The organism is Curtobacterium sp. MCPF17_050, assembly GCF_003224435.2.
In the GTDB taxonomy this organism is placed as follows: Bacteria; Actinomycetota; Actinomycetes; order Actinomycetales; family Microbacteriaceae; genus Curtobacterium.
The window spans coordinates 642,381-659,700 of sequence record NZ_CP126250.1 but is presented as its reverse complement, the minus strand read 5'-3'; the positions used below and the strand labels follow the sequence as shown (position 1 = coordinate 659,700).

General features: G+C 72.6%; 19 protein-coding genes. 11 read left to right on the top strand and 8 right to left on the bottom strand.

Annotated features, from left to right (window positions below):
• Positions 1-419: 419 nt before the first annotated feature.
• The gene (locus DEJ34_RS03135; RefSeq protein WP_110911456.1) at positions 420-1,595 is read left to right on the top strand and encodes an alpha/beta hydrolase family protein; all 1,176 of its coding nucleotides are present in this window, start codon (positions 420-422) and stop codon (positions 1,593-1,595) included.
• 36 nt (positions 1,596-1,631) lie between these two features.
• Here DEJ34_RS03135 and DEJ34_RS03130 read toward each other — a convergent pair whose 3' ends face one another.
• Entirely contained in the window at positions 1,632-2,504 is an 873-nt protein-coding gene (locus DEJ34_RS03130) for an alpha/beta hydrolase (protein ID WP_110911457.1), read from the bottom strand.
• A 78-nt stretch (positions 2,505-2,582) separates the two neighbouring features.
• Here DEJ34_RS03130 and DEJ34_RS03125 point away from each other — a divergent pair, with 78 nt between their 5' ends.
• The 3 genes from DEJ34_RS03125 to DEJ34_RS03115 all read left to right on the top strand — a co-directional run bounded on the left by DEJ34_RS03125 (position 2,583) and on the right by DEJ34_RS03115 (position 5,193).
• Positions 2,583-3,725, top strand: coding sequence for an inorganic phosphate transporter (locus tag DEJ34_RS03125; RefSeq protein WP_110890439.1), 1,143 nt, complete (start codon positions 2,583-2,585; stop codon positions 3,723-3,725).
• A gap of 11 nt (positions 3,726-3,736) precedes the next feature.
• Positions 3,737-4,006, top strand: coding sequence for a hypothetical protein (locus tag DEJ34_RS03120; RefSeq protein WP_110911458.1), 270 nt, complete (start codon positions 3,737-3,739; stop codon positions 4,004-4,006).
• A 248-nt stretch (positions 4,007-4,254) separates the two neighbouring features.
• Positions 4,255-5,193, top strand: a complete 939-nt coding sequence (locus tag DEJ34_RS03115) for an acetamidase/formamidase family protein (RefSeq protein WP_110911459.1) — start codon at positions 4,255-4,257, stop codon at positions 5,191-5,193.
• 173 nt (positions 5,194-5,366) lie between these two features.
• On the opposite strand, the gene DEJ34_RS03110 is transcribed toward DEJ34_RS03115, so the two are convergent.
• The gene (locus tag DEJ34_RS03110; RefSeq protein WP_110823537.1) at positions 5,367-6,119 is read right to left on the bottom strand and encodes an SDR family NAD(P)-dependent oxidoreductase; all 753 of its coding nucleotides are present in this window, start codon (positions 6,117-6,119) and stop codon (positions 5,367-5,369) included.
• Positions 6,120-6,270: 151 nt separating this feature from the next.
• Here DEJ34_RS03110 and DEJ34_RS03105 point away from each other — a divergent pair, with 151 nt between their 5' ends.
• Together DEJ34_RS03105 and DEJ34_RS03100 are read left to right on the top strand one after the other, a co-directional pair.
• Positions 6,271-6,735, top strand: a complete 465-nt coding sequence (locus tag DEJ34_RS03105) for a MarR family winged helix-turn-helix transcriptional regulator (protein WP_110911460.1) — start codon at positions 6,271-6,273, stop codon at positions 6,733-6,735.
• Positions 6,732-8,078 (top strand): MFS transporter, encoded by a 1,347-nt coding sequence (locus tag DEJ34_RS03100; protein ID WP_110911461.1) that lies wholly within the window; start codon positions 6,732-6,734, stop codon positions 8,076-8,078. Before DEJ34_RS03105 ends, DEJ34_RS03100 begins: the two co-directional genes overlap by 4 nt.
• Before the next feature lie 54 nt (positions 8,079-8,132).
• Here the strand turns inward: DEJ34_RS03100 and DEJ34_RS03095 are convergent, their stop codons facing one another.
• Positions 8,133-9,023, bottom strand: coding sequence for an alpha-E domain-containing protein (locus DEJ34_RS03095; protein ID WP_181422252.1), 891 nt, complete (start codon positions 9,021-9,023; stop codon positions 8,133-8,135).
• Between the two features lie 163 nt (positions 9,024-9,186).
• Between DEJ34_RS03095 and DEJ34_RS03090 the strand changes: the two genes are divergently transcribed.
• Together DEJ34_RS03090 and DEJ34_RS03085 are read left to right on the top strand one after the other, a co-directional pair.
• A complete protein-coding gene (locus tag DEJ34_RS03090) occupies positions 9,187-9,696 on the top strand; it encodes a MarR family winged helix-turn-helix transcriptional regulator (RefSeq protein WP_110890450.1) in 510 nt (169 codons plus the stop codon).
• A gap of 38 nt (positions 9,697-9,734) precedes the next feature.
• Positions 9,735-9,923 (top strand): hypothetical protein, encoded by a 189-nt coding sequence (locus tag DEJ34_RS03085; protein WP_110899798.1) that lies wholly within the window; start codon positions 9,735-9,737, stop codon positions 9,921-9,923.
• Between the two features lie 6 nt (positions 9,924-9,929).
• Here the strand turns inward: DEJ34_RS03085 and DEJ34_RS03080 are convergent, their stop codons facing one another.
• The 4 genes from DEJ34_RS03080 to DEJ34_RS03065 all read right to left on the bottom strand — a co-directional run bounded on the left by DEJ34_RS03080 (position 9,930) and on the right by DEJ34_RS03065 (position 14,670).
• Positions 9,930-10,772: an NAD(P)-dependent oxidoreductase gene (locus DEJ34_RS03080; protein ID WP_220032817.1), complete on the bottom strand. Its 843-nt coding sequence runs from the start codon at positions 10,770-10,772 to the stop codon at positions 9,930-9,932.
• 204 nt (positions 10,773-10,976) lie between these two features.
• Positions 10,977-11,285, bottom strand: coding sequence for a hypothetical protein (locus DEJ34_RS03075; RefSeq protein WP_284180700.1), 309 nt, complete (start codon positions 11,283-11,285; stop codon positions 10,977-10,979).
• Positions 11,286-11,598: 313 nt separating this feature from the next.
• Complete coding sequence (gene recQ / locus DEJ34_RS03070; RefSeq protein ID WP_110911399.1) at positions 11,599-13,446, bottom strand: DNA helicase RecQ; 1,848 nt, start codon at positions 13,444-13,446, stop codon at positions 11,599-11,601.
• Positions 13,447-13,455: 9 nt separating this feature from the next.
• Positions 13,456-14,670, bottom strand: coding sequence for a CPBP family intramembrane glutamic endopeptidase (locus tag DEJ34_RS03065; protein WP_146236923.1), 1,215 nt, complete (start codon positions 14,668-14,670; stop codon positions 13,456-13,458).
• A gap of 36 nt (positions 14,671-14,706) precedes the next feature.
• Here DEJ34_RS03065 and DEJ34_RS03060 point away from each other — a divergent pair, with 36 nt between their 5' ends.
• Positions 14,707-15,627 (top strand): EamA family transporter, encoded by a 921-nt coding sequence (locus DEJ34_RS03060; protein ID WP_110911397.1) that lies wholly within the window; start codon positions 14,707-14,709, stop codon positions 15,625-15,627.
• An 18-nt stretch (positions 15,628-15,645) separates the two neighbouring features.
• Here the strand turns inward: DEJ34_RS03060 and DEJ34_RS03055 are convergent, their stop codons facing one another.
• The gene (locus DEJ34_RS03055) at positions 15,646-16,137 is read right to left on the bottom strand and encodes a GNAT family acetyltransferase (protein WP_110911396.1); all 492 of its coding nucleotides are present in this window, start codon (positions 16,135-16,137) and stop codon (positions 15,646-15,648) included.
• A 103-nt stretch (positions 16,138-16,240) separates the two neighbouring features.
• Here DEJ34_RS03055 and DEJ34_RS03050 point away from each other — a divergent pair, with 103 nt between their 5' ends.
• Positions 16,241-17,047 (top strand): class E sortase, encoded by an 807-nt coding sequence (locus tag DEJ34_RS03050; protein WP_258368321.1) that lies wholly within the window; start codon positions 16,241-16,243, stop codon positions 17,045-17,047.
• Entirely contained in the window at positions 17,044-17,220 is a 177-nt protein-coding gene (locus tag DEJ34_RS03045) for a hypothetical protein (protein ID WP_181419450.1), read from the top strand. The genes DEJ34_RS03050 and DEJ34_RS03045 overlap by 4 nt, the downstream gene beginning before the upstream one ends.
• The last annotated feature ends 100 nt before the right edge of the window (positions 17,221-17,320 follow it).

The following is a 17,320-nucleotide window of genomic DNA, read 5'->3' as shown; positions in this document are numbered from 1 at the left end:
ATTCCGGGAGGCCCGTGGCGGCCCCGCAGCGGGCCTCCCGTCCGGTGGCCGGGAACGGCGTCCGTCGCCCGCAGTGCGGCCCGATCACCTGAAAACGAACCGAGTTGCCGCTGTGCGTGTGCGGGCGTAGCGTCGTCACCACGCCTGGGGTGCGACCCCCCTCGAGCCTCGGGCGTCGCCACTCGATCCGTTCCCCCCAATGGGTCGAGTGGTCCGGCCCCGGTCTGTTCCCCCCAACAGGCCGGGGCCTTCTCCGTCGGTGGGTGTGTTCGTCCACAGGTCGCGGGTCGGTCGCTGGTTCCTGAATAGGGTCGTCGTGTGGTCAGACAGGACAGCGGCAGCCAAGGCAGCGGCAGCCAGGGCAGCGCCGGACAGCACGACGTCGGACCGGGCGTTGGACGTGGCGGCGGGGTCCGCGCATGGGCATGACCGGCGTCGTGGTCCGTGCTGTGGCGGGAGCGGCCGCCGTGGGGCTCGCAGCATCGACCGCAGCGGGTGTCGTGGTCGCCCGCAAGGCCGTCCATCCGCGTCCGAAGCGGACCGTGACCGTCCTCGACGTGGGTCCCGCGGGCGTCACCGTGCCGGCCGACGAGCAGACCCGGTGCCCGGGCGTGTACCGGGTGTACTTCGGGGACGACGAGCACAGCGTCCTGCTCGGTGACGTCCGCACGGACGACGGCGAGCGGGTGTGCCGCGCGGTGCTCGATGCCCCCGCGACGCTGCCGGCCCCGGGTGACGAGCTGCTCTGGACGGGGTACCTCCTCGACCAGCCGACAGCCGTGTCGCCCGACGCCGCCCAGGTCACGATCACGGCGGACGGCTCGGACCGACCGGCCTGGCTCTTCCCCGTTCCCGGGGCGACGACGTGGGCGATCCACGTGCACGGCATCCACTCCAGCCGGACCGCCGTCCTCCGTGGCGTCCCCGACACCCTCGACGCCGGCATGACCTCGCTCGTGATCGGGTACCGCGGCGATGTCGAGGACGACCGTGGACTGCCGGCGACGTTCGGCTCCGACGAGTGGCACGACCTCGACGCCGCGATGCGGTACGCCGTCGACCACGGTGCGGAGCGGCTTGTCCTCGTCGGGTGGTCGATGGGGGCGACGATCGCGATGCACGCGGCGAGCGACTCCGCACTCCGGGACCGCGTGGACGCGATGGTCCTGGTGTGTCCGGCCCTCGACTGGTTCACCGCGCTCCGGTGGGGCGCGGTGAAGGCCGGCTTCCCGGGGTTCCTCGGCGTGCTCGGCGCCGGTGCGCTCACGGTCCCAGGACTCTCCCGGCTCGCCGGCATGCGGACGCCGATCCCCCTCGGACGGATGCGACCGCGGCCGCCGGTCGGGGTCCCGCTGCTCGTGGTCCACAGCGTCGGCGACCGGGACGTGCCGATCGACGCCTCGCGGCGCTTCGTCGCGGCGGCGGGACCGGCGGCGACCCTGGTGGAGGTCGCGTCCTGCCCGCACGGGTCGGAGATGAACCGGGACCCGGACCTGTTCCACGGGTCGGTGCGCCGGTTCCTGGCACGCGTGGCGGCACGGTCGGCGGATGTGGACGCGGCCGTGTCCACGGGGCACGGCGGCACCGCCAGCTGACACGGCATCCTCCGACCGGAGCGTCGGCCTCGCCGGTCAGCTGCGGTCGACTGCCCGGTCGAGCCACGCGACGAGGTCCGCGACCACCTCGTCACGGTTCGTCTCGTTGTAGACCTCGTGCCGCGCCCCCTCGTACACGCGCACCGTGACGTCGGAGAGTCGACCACGCCGCCGGTACGCCCGCGCGAGCAGTTCGACGGACCGGGGCCCGCCGAGCGAGTCCTCGGAGCCGACCTGCAGCAGCATCGGCAGGTCGTGCGGGATCGCCCGGCGCGGGACCCCGAGCAGCCGGAGGGTGTCCGGCAGCCCGAACAACCCGAGCACGTCGGCCTCGACCGCGAGCGGGTCGACCCCGACGGCGTCGATGACCGCCCGGTCCCGGGTGAGCCACTCGTGCTTCGTCGGACCGGACGCCGCGTGCCGCCGGTTGAGGTCCCCGCCGTTCATGAACCCGGGCAACCGGAGCGCGGTCGCCGACAGCACGACGCCCGCGTACCGCTCCGACGAGGTGTTCACGATCCGCTGGGCCATGAGCGACCCCCACGAGTGTCCGAGCAGCACGACGGGCAGCCCGGGGTCGCCGTCCATCGCCACGGTCGTCATCTGCTCGACCGCCGCGATCGCCGCCCGCAGTCCACCCGGGCCCAGGCGTCCGAGCTTCCCGTGGTCGCCGTCCCACTGTCCGAGACCGGTCCGGCCGTGGCCGCGGTGGTCGGTCGCGTGCACGGTCCAGCCGGCGCGCACGAGGTCCTGGGCGAGCGGCTCGTACCGCAGCGCGTGCTCCCCGACGCCGTGCGCGATCTGCACGATGCCCTTCGCCCTGCCCGCACGCCAGGTCGAGTAGACGATCTCGACGCCGTGGGCGTCGGTGAACGAGGAGTCACCTCGTGCGGCGGAGAACGTGGGCACGGCGTCATCCTGGCAGACGCCGCACCTGTTCATCCCGCGTTCACGCGCACCTCCGGGGACCGGCCTAGCGTTCCGCGCATGGACGTCCTCGTCACCGTCGTGCTGGTGATCGTGGTGGCCCTCGTGTTCGACTTCACGAACGGGTTCCACGACACCGCGAACGCCATGGCCACCTCGGTGGCCACGGGTGCCCTCAAGCCCCGGACCGCCGTCCTCATCTCCGCCGTCCTGAACCTCGTCGGTGCGTTCCTCTCCACCGAGGTGGCGAAGACCGTGTCACAGGGCCTCATCCGCGAAGGAGAGGACGGCATCCACATCACCCCGACGATGGTCTTCGCGGGGCTCGTCGGCGCCGTGCTCTGGAACCTCGCCACGTGGTACTCGGGCCTGCCGTCGTCGTCCACCCACGCCCTGTTCGGCGGGCTCATCGGGGCGTCGGTGATCGGTGCCGGGCTGGACTCGGTCGACTGGGCCACGGTCGTCTCCAAGGTCGTGCTCCCGGCGCTGCTCTCCCCGGTCATCGCCGGGGTGATCGCCCTCGTCGCGACCTACCTGGCCTACACGATCACGAAGAACGCGACCACGCACGGCGCCGCCACCGGGTTCCGGCACGGCCAGACGGTGTCCGCCTCCCTGGTGTCGCTCGCCCACGGGACGAACGACGCGCAGAAGACCATGGGCGTCATCACCCTGACCCTCATCGCGGCGGGCTACCAGGGCGCGGGGACCGCCCCGGAGCTCTGGGTGGTCCTGGCCTGCGGTCTCGCGATCGCCCTCGGCACGTACATGGGCGGCTGGCGGATCATGAAGACCGTCGGCAAGCGGATCTCGGACGTGCAGTCCCCGCAGGGGTTCGCGGCGGAGACCAGCTCGGCCGCGACGATCCTCGTGTCCTCGCACCTCGGCTTCGCCCTCTCGACGACGCACGTCACGAGCGGCTCGGTCATCGGTTCGGGCCTCGGCAAGAAGCTGGCCGACGTGCACTGGGGTGTCGTCGGCAAGATCGTCGTGGCCTGGGTGATCACGCTGCCGTCCGCCGCGGTGGTGGGCGGTCTGGCGACGTGGATCGCGTCGAGCTCCACCATCGGGCTGGTCGTCGTGGCGGTGCTGGCCCTGGTCGGCGGGCTCACGTTCGCCGTCCTCGCCCGCCGCAAGCCGATCGGTGCGGACGACGTGCGCGAGGGCGCCCCGGAGCGCGAGTCCGTGGCCGCCGGGAACTGAGGGAGGACCAGATGGACATCGACTTCGGAGCGATCGGCACCGTCGCGGGGGTGGGCTTCGTGGCCGCCGTCGGCGTCGTGCTGCTCTACACGCTCGGCCTGCACCTGCTCGGCACCGGTCAACCCGCCGACGTCGGCGGCGAGCGCACACAGTACGCCGAGGAGACCCCGCGCTCGGGCTCGACACCGCGCATGGCGTCCCTCGGTGCCGGCGTCTGCTTCGCGCTCTGCGGCGCAGCCGTCCTGTACGGGATCTGGCTGACGATCCCCCAGTTCCACTGACCGTTCGAGACGCCACCGTCTGCTCGAGACACCACCTCGCACCCGAGACGCCGCCGGTTCCGGCGGCGTCTCGTCCGTCGTGCGGCGTCACCCGGAGACGGGCCCGTCTCCCAGGCAGGCCCGTCTCACAGGCTGGGCAGGCAGACCCGCCTCGCAGGCACGCTCACCCCGCCCGCGGCCCACGTCCCGCGTCCGGACGGGAGGCCCGCCCCACGGCGCCGACAGGTGCGGCCTGGCAGGATCGCCGAGTGACCCACCACCGCATCGCGACCACCGCGGACACCGCCGTCGACGTGTTCACCGCCGAACGCCGGCCCGTGCTGACGGTCGAGCCCGGCGACACCGTCACCGTCCACACGCTCGACGCCGCCGGCTACACCGAGCGTCTGCCGGCACCGGGCGTCGACGTGCCGACCCTCATCAGTCCGCGACGAGGCCACTGCCTGCTCGGGCCGATCGCGGTCGCGGGCGCCCGTCCCGGGCAGGTGCTGGCGGTCCGGTTCGACGACCTCGTCCCGGACGACTGGGGCTACACCGGTTCCGGTGGGGTGGACACCCCGCTGAACCGAGCGCTCGGGCTCGCCGACCCGTCGACGCGAGGGCCGCTCCTCTGGGACATCGACGCGTCGGCGGGGACCACCTCCAACCAGCTCGGACTCGGCGTCCGGACCGCCCCGTTCCTCGGCGTCGTCGGCGTTCCGCCGGAGGCCACCGGCGAGCATGTGACCACCCCGCCCCGGGCCGTCGGTGGCGGGAACATCGACTGCCGCGAGCTCGTCGCCGGCGCCACGCTGTACCTGCCGGTGACGGTGCCCGACGCGCTGCTGACGGTCGGGGACGGGCACGCCGCCCAGGGCGACGGCGAGGTCTCCGGCACGGCCGTCGAGTGCGGCATGACGACGACGATGACGCTGTCCCTGCTCGACACGGCGCCGGTCGCGGGCATCCACGCCGACACCCCGGCCGGGCGCATCACGTTCGGCTTCGACGCGGACCTCAACGCGGCGACGACGACGGCCCTCGACCGGATGGTCGACTGGATCGCGGCGGAGCACGGCATCGGCCGCGCCGAGGCGCTCGCGATGGCGAGCGTCGCGGTGAGCATGCGCATCACGCAGATCGCCAACCGGACGTGGGGCGTGCACGCACTGCTCGCACACGACGCGATCCTCACGCAGACCCGCTGACGGACGGGAGGCCCGACGCTCGTGAGCAGGTCTGCTCACGGCGATCCGGCCTCCCGTCCGTCCGCCGGCCGGTCCGCCGGCCGGTGCACGCGCACCGGCTCGCGGCCGCCCGCGCGACCGCACGGAGGGTCGGTGCACCGAGGTGGGCGTGCTGAAGGTCAGTGCACGAAGGGTCAGTGCGCGGAGTAGCCGCCGTCGACCAGGTGGTAGCTGCCGCTGATGAACGACGCCTGGTCGCTCAGCAGGAACAGGACGAGCGCGGCGACCTCGGTGTCGGTGCCGAGCCGTCCGGCGGCGTGCAGGGACTCGAGGCCGGCGAGCTCGTCGGCGCTCAGCGAGGACCGGACCAGCGGGGTGTCGATGAAGCCCGGGCCGACGGCGTTGGTGCGGACGCCCTTCGCGGTGTACTCGAGCGCCGCGACCTTCGTGAGCCCGACGAGTGCGTGCTTCGACGCCACGTAGGCCGCGTTGTTCGCGATGCCGACCGAGCCGAGGACCGACGACATGTTGACGACGGCGCCGCCGCCCGACTCGAGGATCGCGGGGATCTCGTAGCGGAGGCCGTAGAAGACCCCGTCCAGGTCGACGGCGCGGACGCGGTCCCACGCCTCGACGTCGTACTCGCCGATGGGCTGCGGGGCAGCACCGATGCCGGCGTTGTTCACGGCGAGGTGCAGTGCGCCGTAGGTGTCGACGGCGAACTGCACGGCACGTTCGTTGTCGGCGGCGAGGGCCGAGTTCGCGGCGACGGCGGCCGCGGTGCCACCGGCCTGCTCGATCTCGGCGACGACGCGCTCGGCCGCCTCCTGCTTGATGTCCGTCACGACGACGGAGGCCCCCGCTGCCGCGAGCTCCTTCGCGATCGACTCGCCGATCCCGCTGCCACCTCCGGTGACGATGGCGACCTTGCCCTCGAACCCGTTCATGCGTCCTGCTCCTCCTGGTGCCTTCCGGCCCGTCTCATCTGGACAACACCTGTTGTCCAGATGCCCATCGTACGCCTTGCGGTCGGAGACAGCCGCGGCGATGCGACCCAATTGGTTCGTTCGCTGAACTAATGAGGTAGGCTGACGATCCGTGACCGCCACCGACCCGCTCCCGACCACCGCGCGTCGCCCGCCCGCTCCGCACGCCGCACTCGCGACCGACGTCCGTGTGGCCGTGAACCGGCTCTCGCGGACGCTCCGCGGGCAGAAGGCCGACACGTCCGTCACCGACGCCCAGTTCTCCGCCCTCGCCCTGCTGCACCGCGACGGGCCGATGACGCTCGCCGACCTCAGCCGGGCCGAGGGCGTCACACCCCCGTCGATGACGAAGACCGTGGACGTCCTCATCGGTCGCGGCCTGCTGACGAAGGACGACCACGGGGACGACCGACGCAAGGTGCTGCTCTGCCCGACCCCGGCCGGCGCCGAGCTGGTCGCCGAGACCCGGCAGCGTCGTGACGACTGGCTCAGTCCCCGGCTCACGGCCCTCACCGCGGCGGAACGACGGACCCTCGCCGCCGCCACGGACGTCATGCGGAAGCTCGCCGCCCGGTGAGCGCCGTGTTCCGGTCCCTCTCGGGACGCAACTACCGCATCTGGTTCGCCGGCGCCCTCGTGTCGAACATCGGCACCTGGATGCAGCGCACCGCCCAGGACTGGATCGTCCTCACCCAGCTGACCGACGACGACGCCGTCGCGGTCGGCGTCACGATGGCGCTGCAGTTCGGTCCGCAACTGCTCCTGCTGCCCTGGACCGGACTGGTCGCGGACCGTTTCGACCGGCGTCGCCTGCTCATGGTGACCCAGGGCCTGATGGGACTGCTCGGGCTCGGCCTGGCCGTGATGGTCCTCACCGACACCGCGACGCTGTGGACCCTGTACGGCTTCGCCCTCGCACTCGGTGTCGTCGCCGCGTTCGACACCCCGGTCCGGCAGGCGTTCGTGTCCGACGTCGTGACGGGCGAGAACGTGTCGAACGCCGTCGCGCTGAACTCCGCGTCGTTCAACGCCGCCCGGCTCGTCGGCCCGGCGGTCGCGGGGGTCCTCATCGCGGCGATCGGCTCCGGGTGGGTCTTCGTCATCAACGCGGGGTCGTTCCTCGCGGTGCTCGTGGCCCTGCGCTTCGTCGACCCACGGCAGCTCGCCGACCGCCCGCGGGCCGCCCGCGGGAAGGGGCAGCTCGTCGCGGGGTTCCGGTACGTCCGGACCCGGCCGGACATCCTCGTCGTGCTCGCCATGGTCTTCGTGGTCGGCACCTTCGGCGTGAACTTCCCCATCTTCACCTCGACGATGGCGCGGGTGGAGTTCCACCGGGGTGCGGGCGACTTCGGGCTGCTCAACTCGGTGATGGCGGTCGGCTCGGTGCTCGGCGCCCTGCTCGCGGCACGGCGCGACGCTCCCCGGATGCGCACGCTGGTCCTCGCCGCCGGCGGGTTCGGCCTCGCCTGCACCGCGGCCGCCCTCGCCCCGACCTACTGGGTCTTCGCGGTCCTGCTCGCCTTCGTCGGCCTCGCAGCCCTGACCTTCATGACCACGGCGAACGCCCTCGTGCAGACCACCACGACCCCGGCGATGCGCGGCCGCGTGATGGCGCTCTACATGGCGATCTTCGTCGGCGGCACCCCCGTCGGTGCTCCCGTCGTCGGTGCCGTCGCCGACGCCTGGGGACCGCGGTGGGCGATCGTCGTGGGCGCGCTCGCGGGCTTCGTCACGCTCGCCATCGCCGTCCTGTGGCTCGTTCGGTCCCAGCACCTCCGGCTGCGGTACGACGCCGACGCACGTCTGCACCTCGCCGTCACGCGGTCGACACCGGTGGTCGGGACGCGGGCGAGCCGAGCGGCCGTGCGCCGGGACCTCGAGCACGACGAGGTGGTGGCGGACCGGTCGAGCGCCGTCTGACCTGACCTGGCCCTGGCCCTGGCCCGGATTGGCCCGGCCCGGTCCGGCCCGGTGTCAGCCGACCGGTTCGGGTGCGGCGAACACGCGAGCGTCCAGCGCCGCCGTCACCGTCTCCGCGGCCAGCGCGAGCCGCGCTCCGGCCGACCGGGCGGCGTCGACCGCGGTGTCCGGCGTCAGGGTCTCGAGCTCGGCGCGGGCATCGCCGAACGCCCGGACCTCGGCCGCCAGGTGCACGCCGACGAGGTCGTCGAGGCACTCCTCGCTCCGGCGGGTGAGGAAGAGGAGCGAGCGCGGGCTGTGCGCGTCGAGGAGCAGGAACGTGGCCGCCTCCGAGGACGTCGTGCCGCGCCGGTGCTCGCGGTGGAACGCCTCCCCCGCACCGCAGGCACGCAGCGCGGTCGTCCACGACGCCGCCGAGGCCGGGTCGAGGAGGTCCGACGCGAGCATCCGCGCGGTCACCGTCAACCGGGTGAGCGAGCGACCGAGGGTGAAGAACTCCCACACCTCGTCGCGACTGGCGTCCCCGTCGACGACCCCGACCGCGAGGGCGCTCCGTTCGCGGACCCAGCCGAGGAACTCGTGCGCCCGCTCCCCCGCGATCTTGCGCGGCAGCCGCGACCGCGTCGTGTTGAGGCAGTCCCACAGCTCGGTGGAGACGACGTCACGCGCACGACGCGCGTCGTCCCGGGCGACCGCCACCGCAGCGGCGATGGAGGCCGGTTCGTGGCGGTCGAGCGCCAGGGCGTCCAGGGTCGCGTCCGGACCGAGGTCCACGTCCTCCGGCACGGTGGCGCCGACGACGCCGCGGAGGCTCCGGCCGATCGAGCCCGTCTCGGCCGCGGGGTCCCGGCGCGCGAGGTGCACGTCCAGCAGACGCGCGACGACGTCCGTCCGCTCGACCGCGCCCCCGACGCTGTGGACGCTCCGCGCGAGTCGGTTCAGCACGGCGACTCCTGCATGCGGCGAACCTACTGACCGCGCGTTGCCGGGGTGTTTCGGGATGACGTCCCGAGTGTTGCAGACCGTCGCTCGCTTCGTTCCCTGGACGGTGGACGTGCATGTGACGCGCTCGCTAGACAAACTAACTAGACCGTCTAGCATTGATCCCATGACTTCCGAGGTGACGACAGCAGCCCCGGGTTTCTGGTACGGCGAGGACTCCCGGGTCGACGCGGTGGACGTGCTGAACGCGCTGCGTCGGTACCGCACTGCCGAGAGCTCCGCCCAGCGTCGTGTGCGTGAGGAACTCGGGATCGGTGAGAACGCGTTGATGGCCCTGCGGGTGCTCGTCGACGCCGAGACGTCCGGCCGGACCGTCAACTCGAAGGAACTCGCGGAGCGCCTCGGCATCACCGCGGCGTCGACGTCGGCGCTGGTGGACCGGCTCGTCCGTTCCGGTCACGTCGAACGGCACGCTGACCCGGCCGACCGGCGTGGGGTCATCCTCACCGCCACGGGTCGCTCGATGCGTCGGGCCCTGGCCGTCATCGGGGACCTGGACTCCCGTGCCGTCGAGGTCGCGCAGCACCTGCCCCCGGAGGACATGGCCGTGGTCGTGGCCTTCCTGCGCGAGATGGCGGGCGCCGTCGACGAGTCCGCGGACCACGACGAGTACTGATGTCCGTGTCGCGACACGTCCCGCCGTACGCTGAGGGCATGCGCGAGCCCGAGGACGACATGCCCGCGGCCGAACTCGACGCGCGTGCCCGGGCAGATGCCGCACTGCGACGCATCCGGGACGGCGCGGATCCCGCGCAGGAGGCCTTCACTCTCGCGAACACCCTGAACGACGAGTCCGTGGGCCGGGTCGCCCGACGACTCCGGCAGGTGTTCCGCCGGTCCTGACGGTCGTCAGAACGCGGTGCCGACCGCCGCGATGTCGTCCCCGCCGTGCCCGGCAGCGCTGGCCTCGGCGTAGACCCGGCCGAGTGCGTCGAGCAGGGTGGTGTCGACGCCGGCATCCCGAGCTGCCTCGGTGATGAGAGCGATGTCCTTCCGCAGACCGTCGAGGGCGAACTGCGCCGGGAACTCCTGCGCAATCATCGCCGCGCCCTTCGTGTGGGCGTAGGCGGAGTCGCTCGCCGACCCCTCGATCGCCTGGAGGAACAGCTGCGGGTCGAGGCCGAGTGCCGAGGCGATCGCCACCGACTGCCCGGTGGCCGCGGTGATCGACGCGATCCAGGCGTTGGCAGCCAGCTTCAGGGCAGTCCCCTGGCCGACCCGGTCGCCCGCGTGGACGACCTTGGCGCTGACGGCATCGAGCACGGGCTCGACGACGGACATCGCGTCGGGATCGCCCGCGACGAGCATGGTCAGCTTGCCCTGCTCGGCCGGCGCCTTCGTGCCGAGCATCATGGCCTCGACGAGGGTGATGCCGTACTTCGCGGCGAGCTGCACGACGGTCTCCGTGCCCGGCACCCCGATCGTCGACGCCTGCACCCACACGGCGTCCTGCGGCGCATCACCGGCGGCCTGCTCGAGGACGTCCACCACCGCGTCGGTGTCGAACAGGGTCAGCAGCACGACCTGGGCATCGGCGACCGCGTCCGTGACCTCTGCCACGACGGTCGCGCCGAGGTCGGCGAGGGGTCGCGCGCGCTCCGTCGTGCGGTTCCACGCCGTGACGTCGTGCCCTGCGCGGAGCAACGACTGCGCGACACCCGCTCCCATCGCTCCGGTTCCCAACACCGACACGCGCACCGTGGTCTCCTTACCGCGTGGCCCGAGCGCCACGACCAGGTCGACGGTACGCCGCTCCGCGGGGCGGCGTCCCGGCCGACTCGGGCCAGGACGGTGGGGTCGAGGCAGAGGTGGGGGCGAGGCAGAGCGGCGGGGTCGGGCCCCGCGCACCGCAGGGTGCGCACCGCCGGGTGCGCGCCGCCGGGTGCGCGCCGCGGGTCAGGACCGGATGACGCCGCTCGTGGTGATCCGGTCGAGCTCGACGGCGATCGCGTCGACGACCGCCTTGGTGACGGCGTCGACGACCGCCTCGACCAGGGGCAGCTGCTCACGGCTGACGGGGTACTCGCGCGCCAGGGACGCGCGGAGGCGGGCGGGGATCCCGTCGATCACGGCGATGAGGTCCGTGGGGACGGGTGGGGCGGGAGGAACCGGCGCGACAGGAGGGGTCGCCCGGGCGGGCGCGGTGAGCACTGCGGGCGCGGTGGGCTCGGCGGGCGCGGTGAGCACTGCGGGGTCCGTGAGCACTGCGGGGTCCGTAGGCAGTGCGGGGTCCGACGTGCTCGGACCGGCCAGTCCAGCGGGTGCGTCGAGTCGGACCGGAGCGGCCGGTGCACCAAGTACGCCCGGTGCGGACACTGCACCGCCGGACGGACGACCGGCAGCGGGGGTGACGCCGGCCGCGGCCGTTCGCCTGGCGATCGCGTCGAAGAGCGGCGTGGAGGACACAGCAGACCTTTCCCGAGGAGGAGGAGTCGGATGTCCCGCCGATGTCGGTGCCGGCGAGTGAGACCGAGCATAGTGCGCGTATTTCACATCTGCAATACCCGATGCCCGCGTCTCACCCGGCGGCGGCGACCACGTCCAGGACCGCACGCCCGTAGGAGTCGAGCTTGGCCGCACCGACACCGGAGATCTCGGACAGCTCGTCGAGGTCGGACGGTCGTACCGCGGCGATCCCGCGCAGAGTGGCGTCGTTGAACACGACGTACGCCGGGACCCCCTGCTCGCGTGCCTGTCCGGCTCGCCACTGTCGCAACGACTCGAACAGCGGCATGGCCTCCTGCGGCATGTCCGACACGACGGCTCGGCGGGAGCGACCGGCACGCGGCGCCTTCACCGGGTCGCGACGCATCCGGACCTCGACCCGTCCGGCCAGGACGTCGGCGCTGGTCGGGCTGAGGACGAGCGTGCCGTACCCGTCGCCGGAGACCGCCACGTACCCCTGCGCCAGGAGCTGGCGTGCGACGGCCTTCCAGTCGGCGTCGGACAGGTCCTGGCCGATGCCGAACGTCGCGAGGGTGTCGTGCCGGAGTTCCTGCACGCGCGGCGACTGCTTGCCGGTGAGGATGTCCACGAGGTGCGCCACCCCGTACCGCTGCCCGCGCTCACGGTCGAGCCGCACGATCGTCGACAGCAGCTTCTGTGCGGGCACGGTGCCGTCCCAGGACTCCGGCGGCGCGAGGCACGTGTCGCAGTTGCCGCACGGCGTGGACTCCTGCCCGAAGTAGGCGAGCAGGCGCACCCGTCGGCACTCGACCGTCTCGCACAGGGCGAGCATGGCGTCCAGGTGCGCGCTGAGCTGCCGGCGGTGTGCGGCGTCGCCCTCGGACTGGTCGATCATCCGGCGCTGCTGCACGACGTCGTTCAGGCCGTACGCCAACCACGCCGTCGAGGGCAGTCCGTCGCGGCCGGCACGACCGGTCTCCTGGTAGTAGCCCTCGACCGACTTCGGCAGGTCGAGGTGCGCGACGAAACGGACGTCCGGCTTGTCGATGCCCATGCCGAACGCGATCGTGGCGACCATGACGATGCCGTCCTCGCGCAGGAACCGGGACTGGTTGCGCTCACGCACCCGGGCGTCGAGGCCGGCGTGGTACGGCAACGCGGCGATCCCCTGGTCGACCAGGGCGGCAGCGGTCCGCTCCACCGAGTTGCGGGAGAGGCAGTAGACGATGCCGGCGTCCCCGCTGTGCTCGGTGCGGATGAACGTCAGGAGCTGCTGCAGGGCGCCGGTCTTCGGCTCGATGCGGTACTGGATGTTCGGCCGGTCGAAGTCGGCGACGAAGTGGGCGGCGTCGTCGAGTCCGAGCCGGGCGGAAATCTCGCGGTGGGTCTGCGGCGTCGCGGTGGCGGTCAGGGCGATGCGCGGGACGGTCGGCCAGCGCTCGTGCAGGATGCTCAGCTCGAGGTAGTCCGGCCGGAAGTCGTGCCCCCACTGGGCGACACAGTGTGCTTCGTCGATGGCGAAGAGCGCGATACGGGCCCGGTCCAGGAGCGCGCGCGTCGACTCGATCCTCAGGCGCTCCGGAGCGAGGTAGAGCATGTCGACCTCGCCGGCGACGATCGCGCGCTCGACCCGAGCACGTTCGTCCGGCGCCTGCGTGGAATTGAGGAACGCGGCCCGGACGCCGTTCGCGGCGAGGGCGTCGACCTGGTCCTGCATGAGGGCGATGAGCGGCGAGACGACGACGCCGACGCCGTCGCGCACGAGCGAGGGCACCTGGTAGCACAGCGACTTGCCGCCGCCGGTGGGCATGAGGACGAGGGCGTCCCCGCCGGCGACGACACGGTCGATGATCGCGGCCTGCTCCCCGCGGAAGGCGTCGTACCCCCAGACCCGGTGCAGCACGTCGAGGGCGGCGGAGCGGGTGCCCGCCGACTCGGGCGCGGGCGCGGTGGGACTCATGCGACGAGCCTACGGCCGGGGGCCGACACCACCGGACTTCTCCACAGTCACCGCTGCGGACGCGGCGTGACCGGCATCGGCGGACGCACCGCGACCCGCGTCTGCGTCCGCGGCGGCACCGGCGCCGACCGGCAGGGGCTCCCGCACCGGGTCGCCGGGGGTGACCGACCCGTCACCGAGCGCCGGCGCACCGGCCCAGCCCGGGCCTCCCGGCCGGAGCCACTGCCGCCCGCCCGCCCAGGGCGGCACCGGCCCGCGGAACCGCGGGGCCTCCTGTCCCGGGAAGCGACGGTCCAGCTTCCGCCAGTGGGCCACGAGCTCGACGAGTCCCCAGTACCCGAGGGACGACGCCAGCGTGACGACGAAGCCCTGCCACGAGCCCTGCGAGCCTTCGCCGGTCAGGTCGATCTCGGACCAGCCCGGCGCCTGCAGCACGAAGATCATGATGTTGTTCAGCGCGTGCTGGAGGACCGTCGCCTCGAGCCCGCCGGTCCGGAGCACGATGACCGCCGCGACGAGCCCGAACGAGCCGACGTCGAGGATGCCCCAGATGTTGTACCCGTTCGGGACGTGCAGGACGGCGAACAGCAGCGTCGAGACCCCGACGGCGACCACGGTGCTGACGACCCGCACCGGGATCCACGAGCCGATGGTCTGCATGAGGAACCCGCGGAAGACGTACTCCTCGGCCGCCGCCTGGAACGGCACGAGCAGGACGACCAGCAGGATCGTCACCGTCAGCGTCTGCACCGACACGGTGGACTGACCGATCGCGGCGGTGTTCCAGTGCAGCCCGCCGTCGAACGCGAACATGCCCCACGACTGGAGCAGGAACATGAAGATCCCCAGCACCAGCAGCGGCAGCAGGCACCACCCGAGCCAGCCCCACCGGACGCGCAGCCGGATCGAGGACAGCAACCCGTACGGACCGAGCCGCGCGATCCTCATCGACAGCATGATCGCCGGCAGGAGCACCACGAGGGACACGAGCGACATCGACAACACGAGCGGGTCCGTCGGGTCGAGAGCCCCCTCGGACAGCTTCGCCAGCAGGTCGTTCAGCCCCTCCGGGCCGCGCTGCACCCCGATCGGGACGAAGTAGGCGATCGCGATGACGATCTGCGACAGCACGTAGAAGCCGAGGAAGACCGCCAGGGCCACGAGCGGACGCCACCACCGCCAAGCCGCATCGACACGGGGCAACCGGTGGTAGGGAACGCTCACGCCGAGCAGGGTACCGGTCCGGGCAGGATGGGACCCGTGATCACCGTGCTGCTCGGCCTCGCCGGCGCCGTCGTCTACGGCGCCGCGGACTTCCTCGGCGGCCTCGCGTCCCGCCGGGCACGGGCGGTGTCCGTGACGGCGGTCGCCGCCGCCGTCGGTCTCGCGCCGCTCCTGGTCGGACTCGCCCTGCTCGGCGGTCGCTTCGGCGGCGAGGCCGTCCGATGGGGCGTGGTGGCCGGGGTCTCCGGCGGCGTCGGCGTGCTCCTCCTGTACGCGGCGCTCGCGACCGGACCGATGAGTGTCCTGTCGCCGCTGACGGCGGTCTTCACCGCGGTCGTGCCGGTCGCGGTCGCCCTCCTCCGCGGCACGGTGCTCTCCCCGCTCGGGGTGGTCGCGCTCGTCGTGGCGGGCGTCGCCGTCGTCCTCGTGGCGGCGGTGCCGGACAGCGGTGGCGCCCGCCTGACCGCCCGCGGGGTCGTCACGGCAGCGACGGCGGGGTGCGGGCTCGGCGGGATCGTCCTGGCGTACGACGCATCACCGCCGGACGCGGGCGTCGCGACGCTCGTGGTGGCGCGGGTCGTGCAGGCGGTCCTGCTCGGTGCGGCGGCACTCGTGGTCGTGCGGCTCCGGCCGGGAGGCCCGCCGCACGACGCAGGGTCGGCCGGCGGTCCTGCCGGCGCCGGGTCCGGTGCCGTGCGGTCCGGACCGGGCCGGGCGCTCGTGCTCGCGGTGGTCGGGTGCGGGGTCCTCGACGCCGTCGCCAACCTGTTCATCCAGGCGGGCCTGCACTCGAGTGACGACCCGTCGACCCTGCCGGTGATGAGCGTGCTCAACGCGCTCTACCCGATCGGGACGGTCCTCCTCGCCGGGCTCGTGCTCCGTGAACGGCTCACCGCGGTGCAGGCGACGGGCATCGTGCTGGCGTTCGCCGCATCCGTCGGGCTCGCCCTGTCCTGAGAGGACTGCGAGGAATCGTCAGAGTCCTGCGGCGCCCGATCGCCCGACCTCGACCGCATCCGGCCCCGGACCCGCGTCGTCGACAACGAGCCGCTTGCCCAGCGAGACCGCCTGGTCCGGGGCGTACCCGAGGGTCTCGTAGAAGGCGATCACCTGCTCGTTCCCGGCGCGGACCTGCAGGTTCAGCTTCGGGCACCCCATGTCCGTGAGCAGCCGCTCGAACTCGGCCATCATCGCCCGTCCGAGCCCGCCGCCCTGCAGGTCCGGGCGCACCGCGAGGTAGTTCACCCAGCCCCGGTGCCCGTCGAAACCGGCCATGCCCGCGGCGACGACCTCCGGGGCACCCCCGGCAGCGCCCTCCGCGACCAGGAACAGCTCGGGCTGCACGGTGAGCTTGCGTGCGATGTCCCGACGGGGGTCGTTCCACGGTCGGACGAGCCCGCAGGACTCCCACAGCGCGACGACGGCATCGGTGTCCTCGGGACGGAACGGGCGGATGAGGTGCTCCATCTCCACCACGGTAGCGGTGGACCGCCCTGTGGATGATCCCCGCAGCGAGCCGTCGCCGTGGTCTGATAGACCTACTGCGCCGTCCACACGAACCGGAGCCCCAGTGACCTCTCACGACACGCTGCCGACGCGACGCGACGCCCGCGACGCGGCCGATGCCGAGCGGCCCCGGCGACGACGCCCCCGCCAGACCGTCTTCGGCGCGCTCGTCGCACTGCTCGCGGAGCTCCTCATCATCGCGGGAGCGGGCACGGGCCTCTACGTGGTGTGGACCGCCTGGTGGACGGACGTCGTCGCCGTGAACGAGCAGAGCGCCCTCGTGGAGACGCTCAAGCAGCCGGAGACCAAGAAGGCCGTCGGTACGGAGCACCGGGACGAGGCACCCGTGCTGTCGGAGCCGCCGGGGATGTCGACCGTGTTCGGCACCATGCAGATCCCCCGCTTCGGCGCGGACTACACGCGTCCGATCGGGGAGGGCACGGACCGCGAGCAGGTCCTCAACACGATCGGGCTCGGGCACTACCAGGACACCGCGATGCCCGGGGCCGAGGGCAACTTCGCCGTCGCCGGTCACCGTGTCACCTACGGCAAGCCGCTCAACCAGATCGCCGAGATGCAGGACGGTGACTCGATCGTCGTCCGTGTCACGGACGCGGAGAAGGAGTTCGACGTCTGGTACGTCTACAAGGTGACCGACAGCCAGATCGTCACGCCGGACAAGATCGAGACCATCGCTCCGGTGCCGAACAAGCCCGGGGTCGAGCCGGGCGCCGAGGACCGCTGGCTCACCCTGACGGCCTGCCACCCGATGTGGTCCGCTGCCGAGCGGTACATCGTGCACGCGAAGATGGACTACTGGATGCAGGCGTCGGACGGCACGCCGAAGGAACTCTCGGAGACGGCCAAGTGATCTTCCCCCTCGTGTGGCGCCTCCTGCCCGGCCCCACTGCGCTCAAGGTGCTCGAGCTGCTCGTACTCCTGGTCGCGATCGTGTTCGTCCTCTTCACGTGGGTGTTCCCGTGGATCGCCGCCGACATCCTGCCGCCGCCCGACGGCACCGTGGACGCACCCCACTCCCCCTGACCGGCGGACGATCACCGGGCGCTGACTGGTGAGCGCTGACCGGCCGGCGCTGACTGGTCGGCGCTGACCGGCTGGCGCTGAGCGGCTGGCGCTGAGCGGC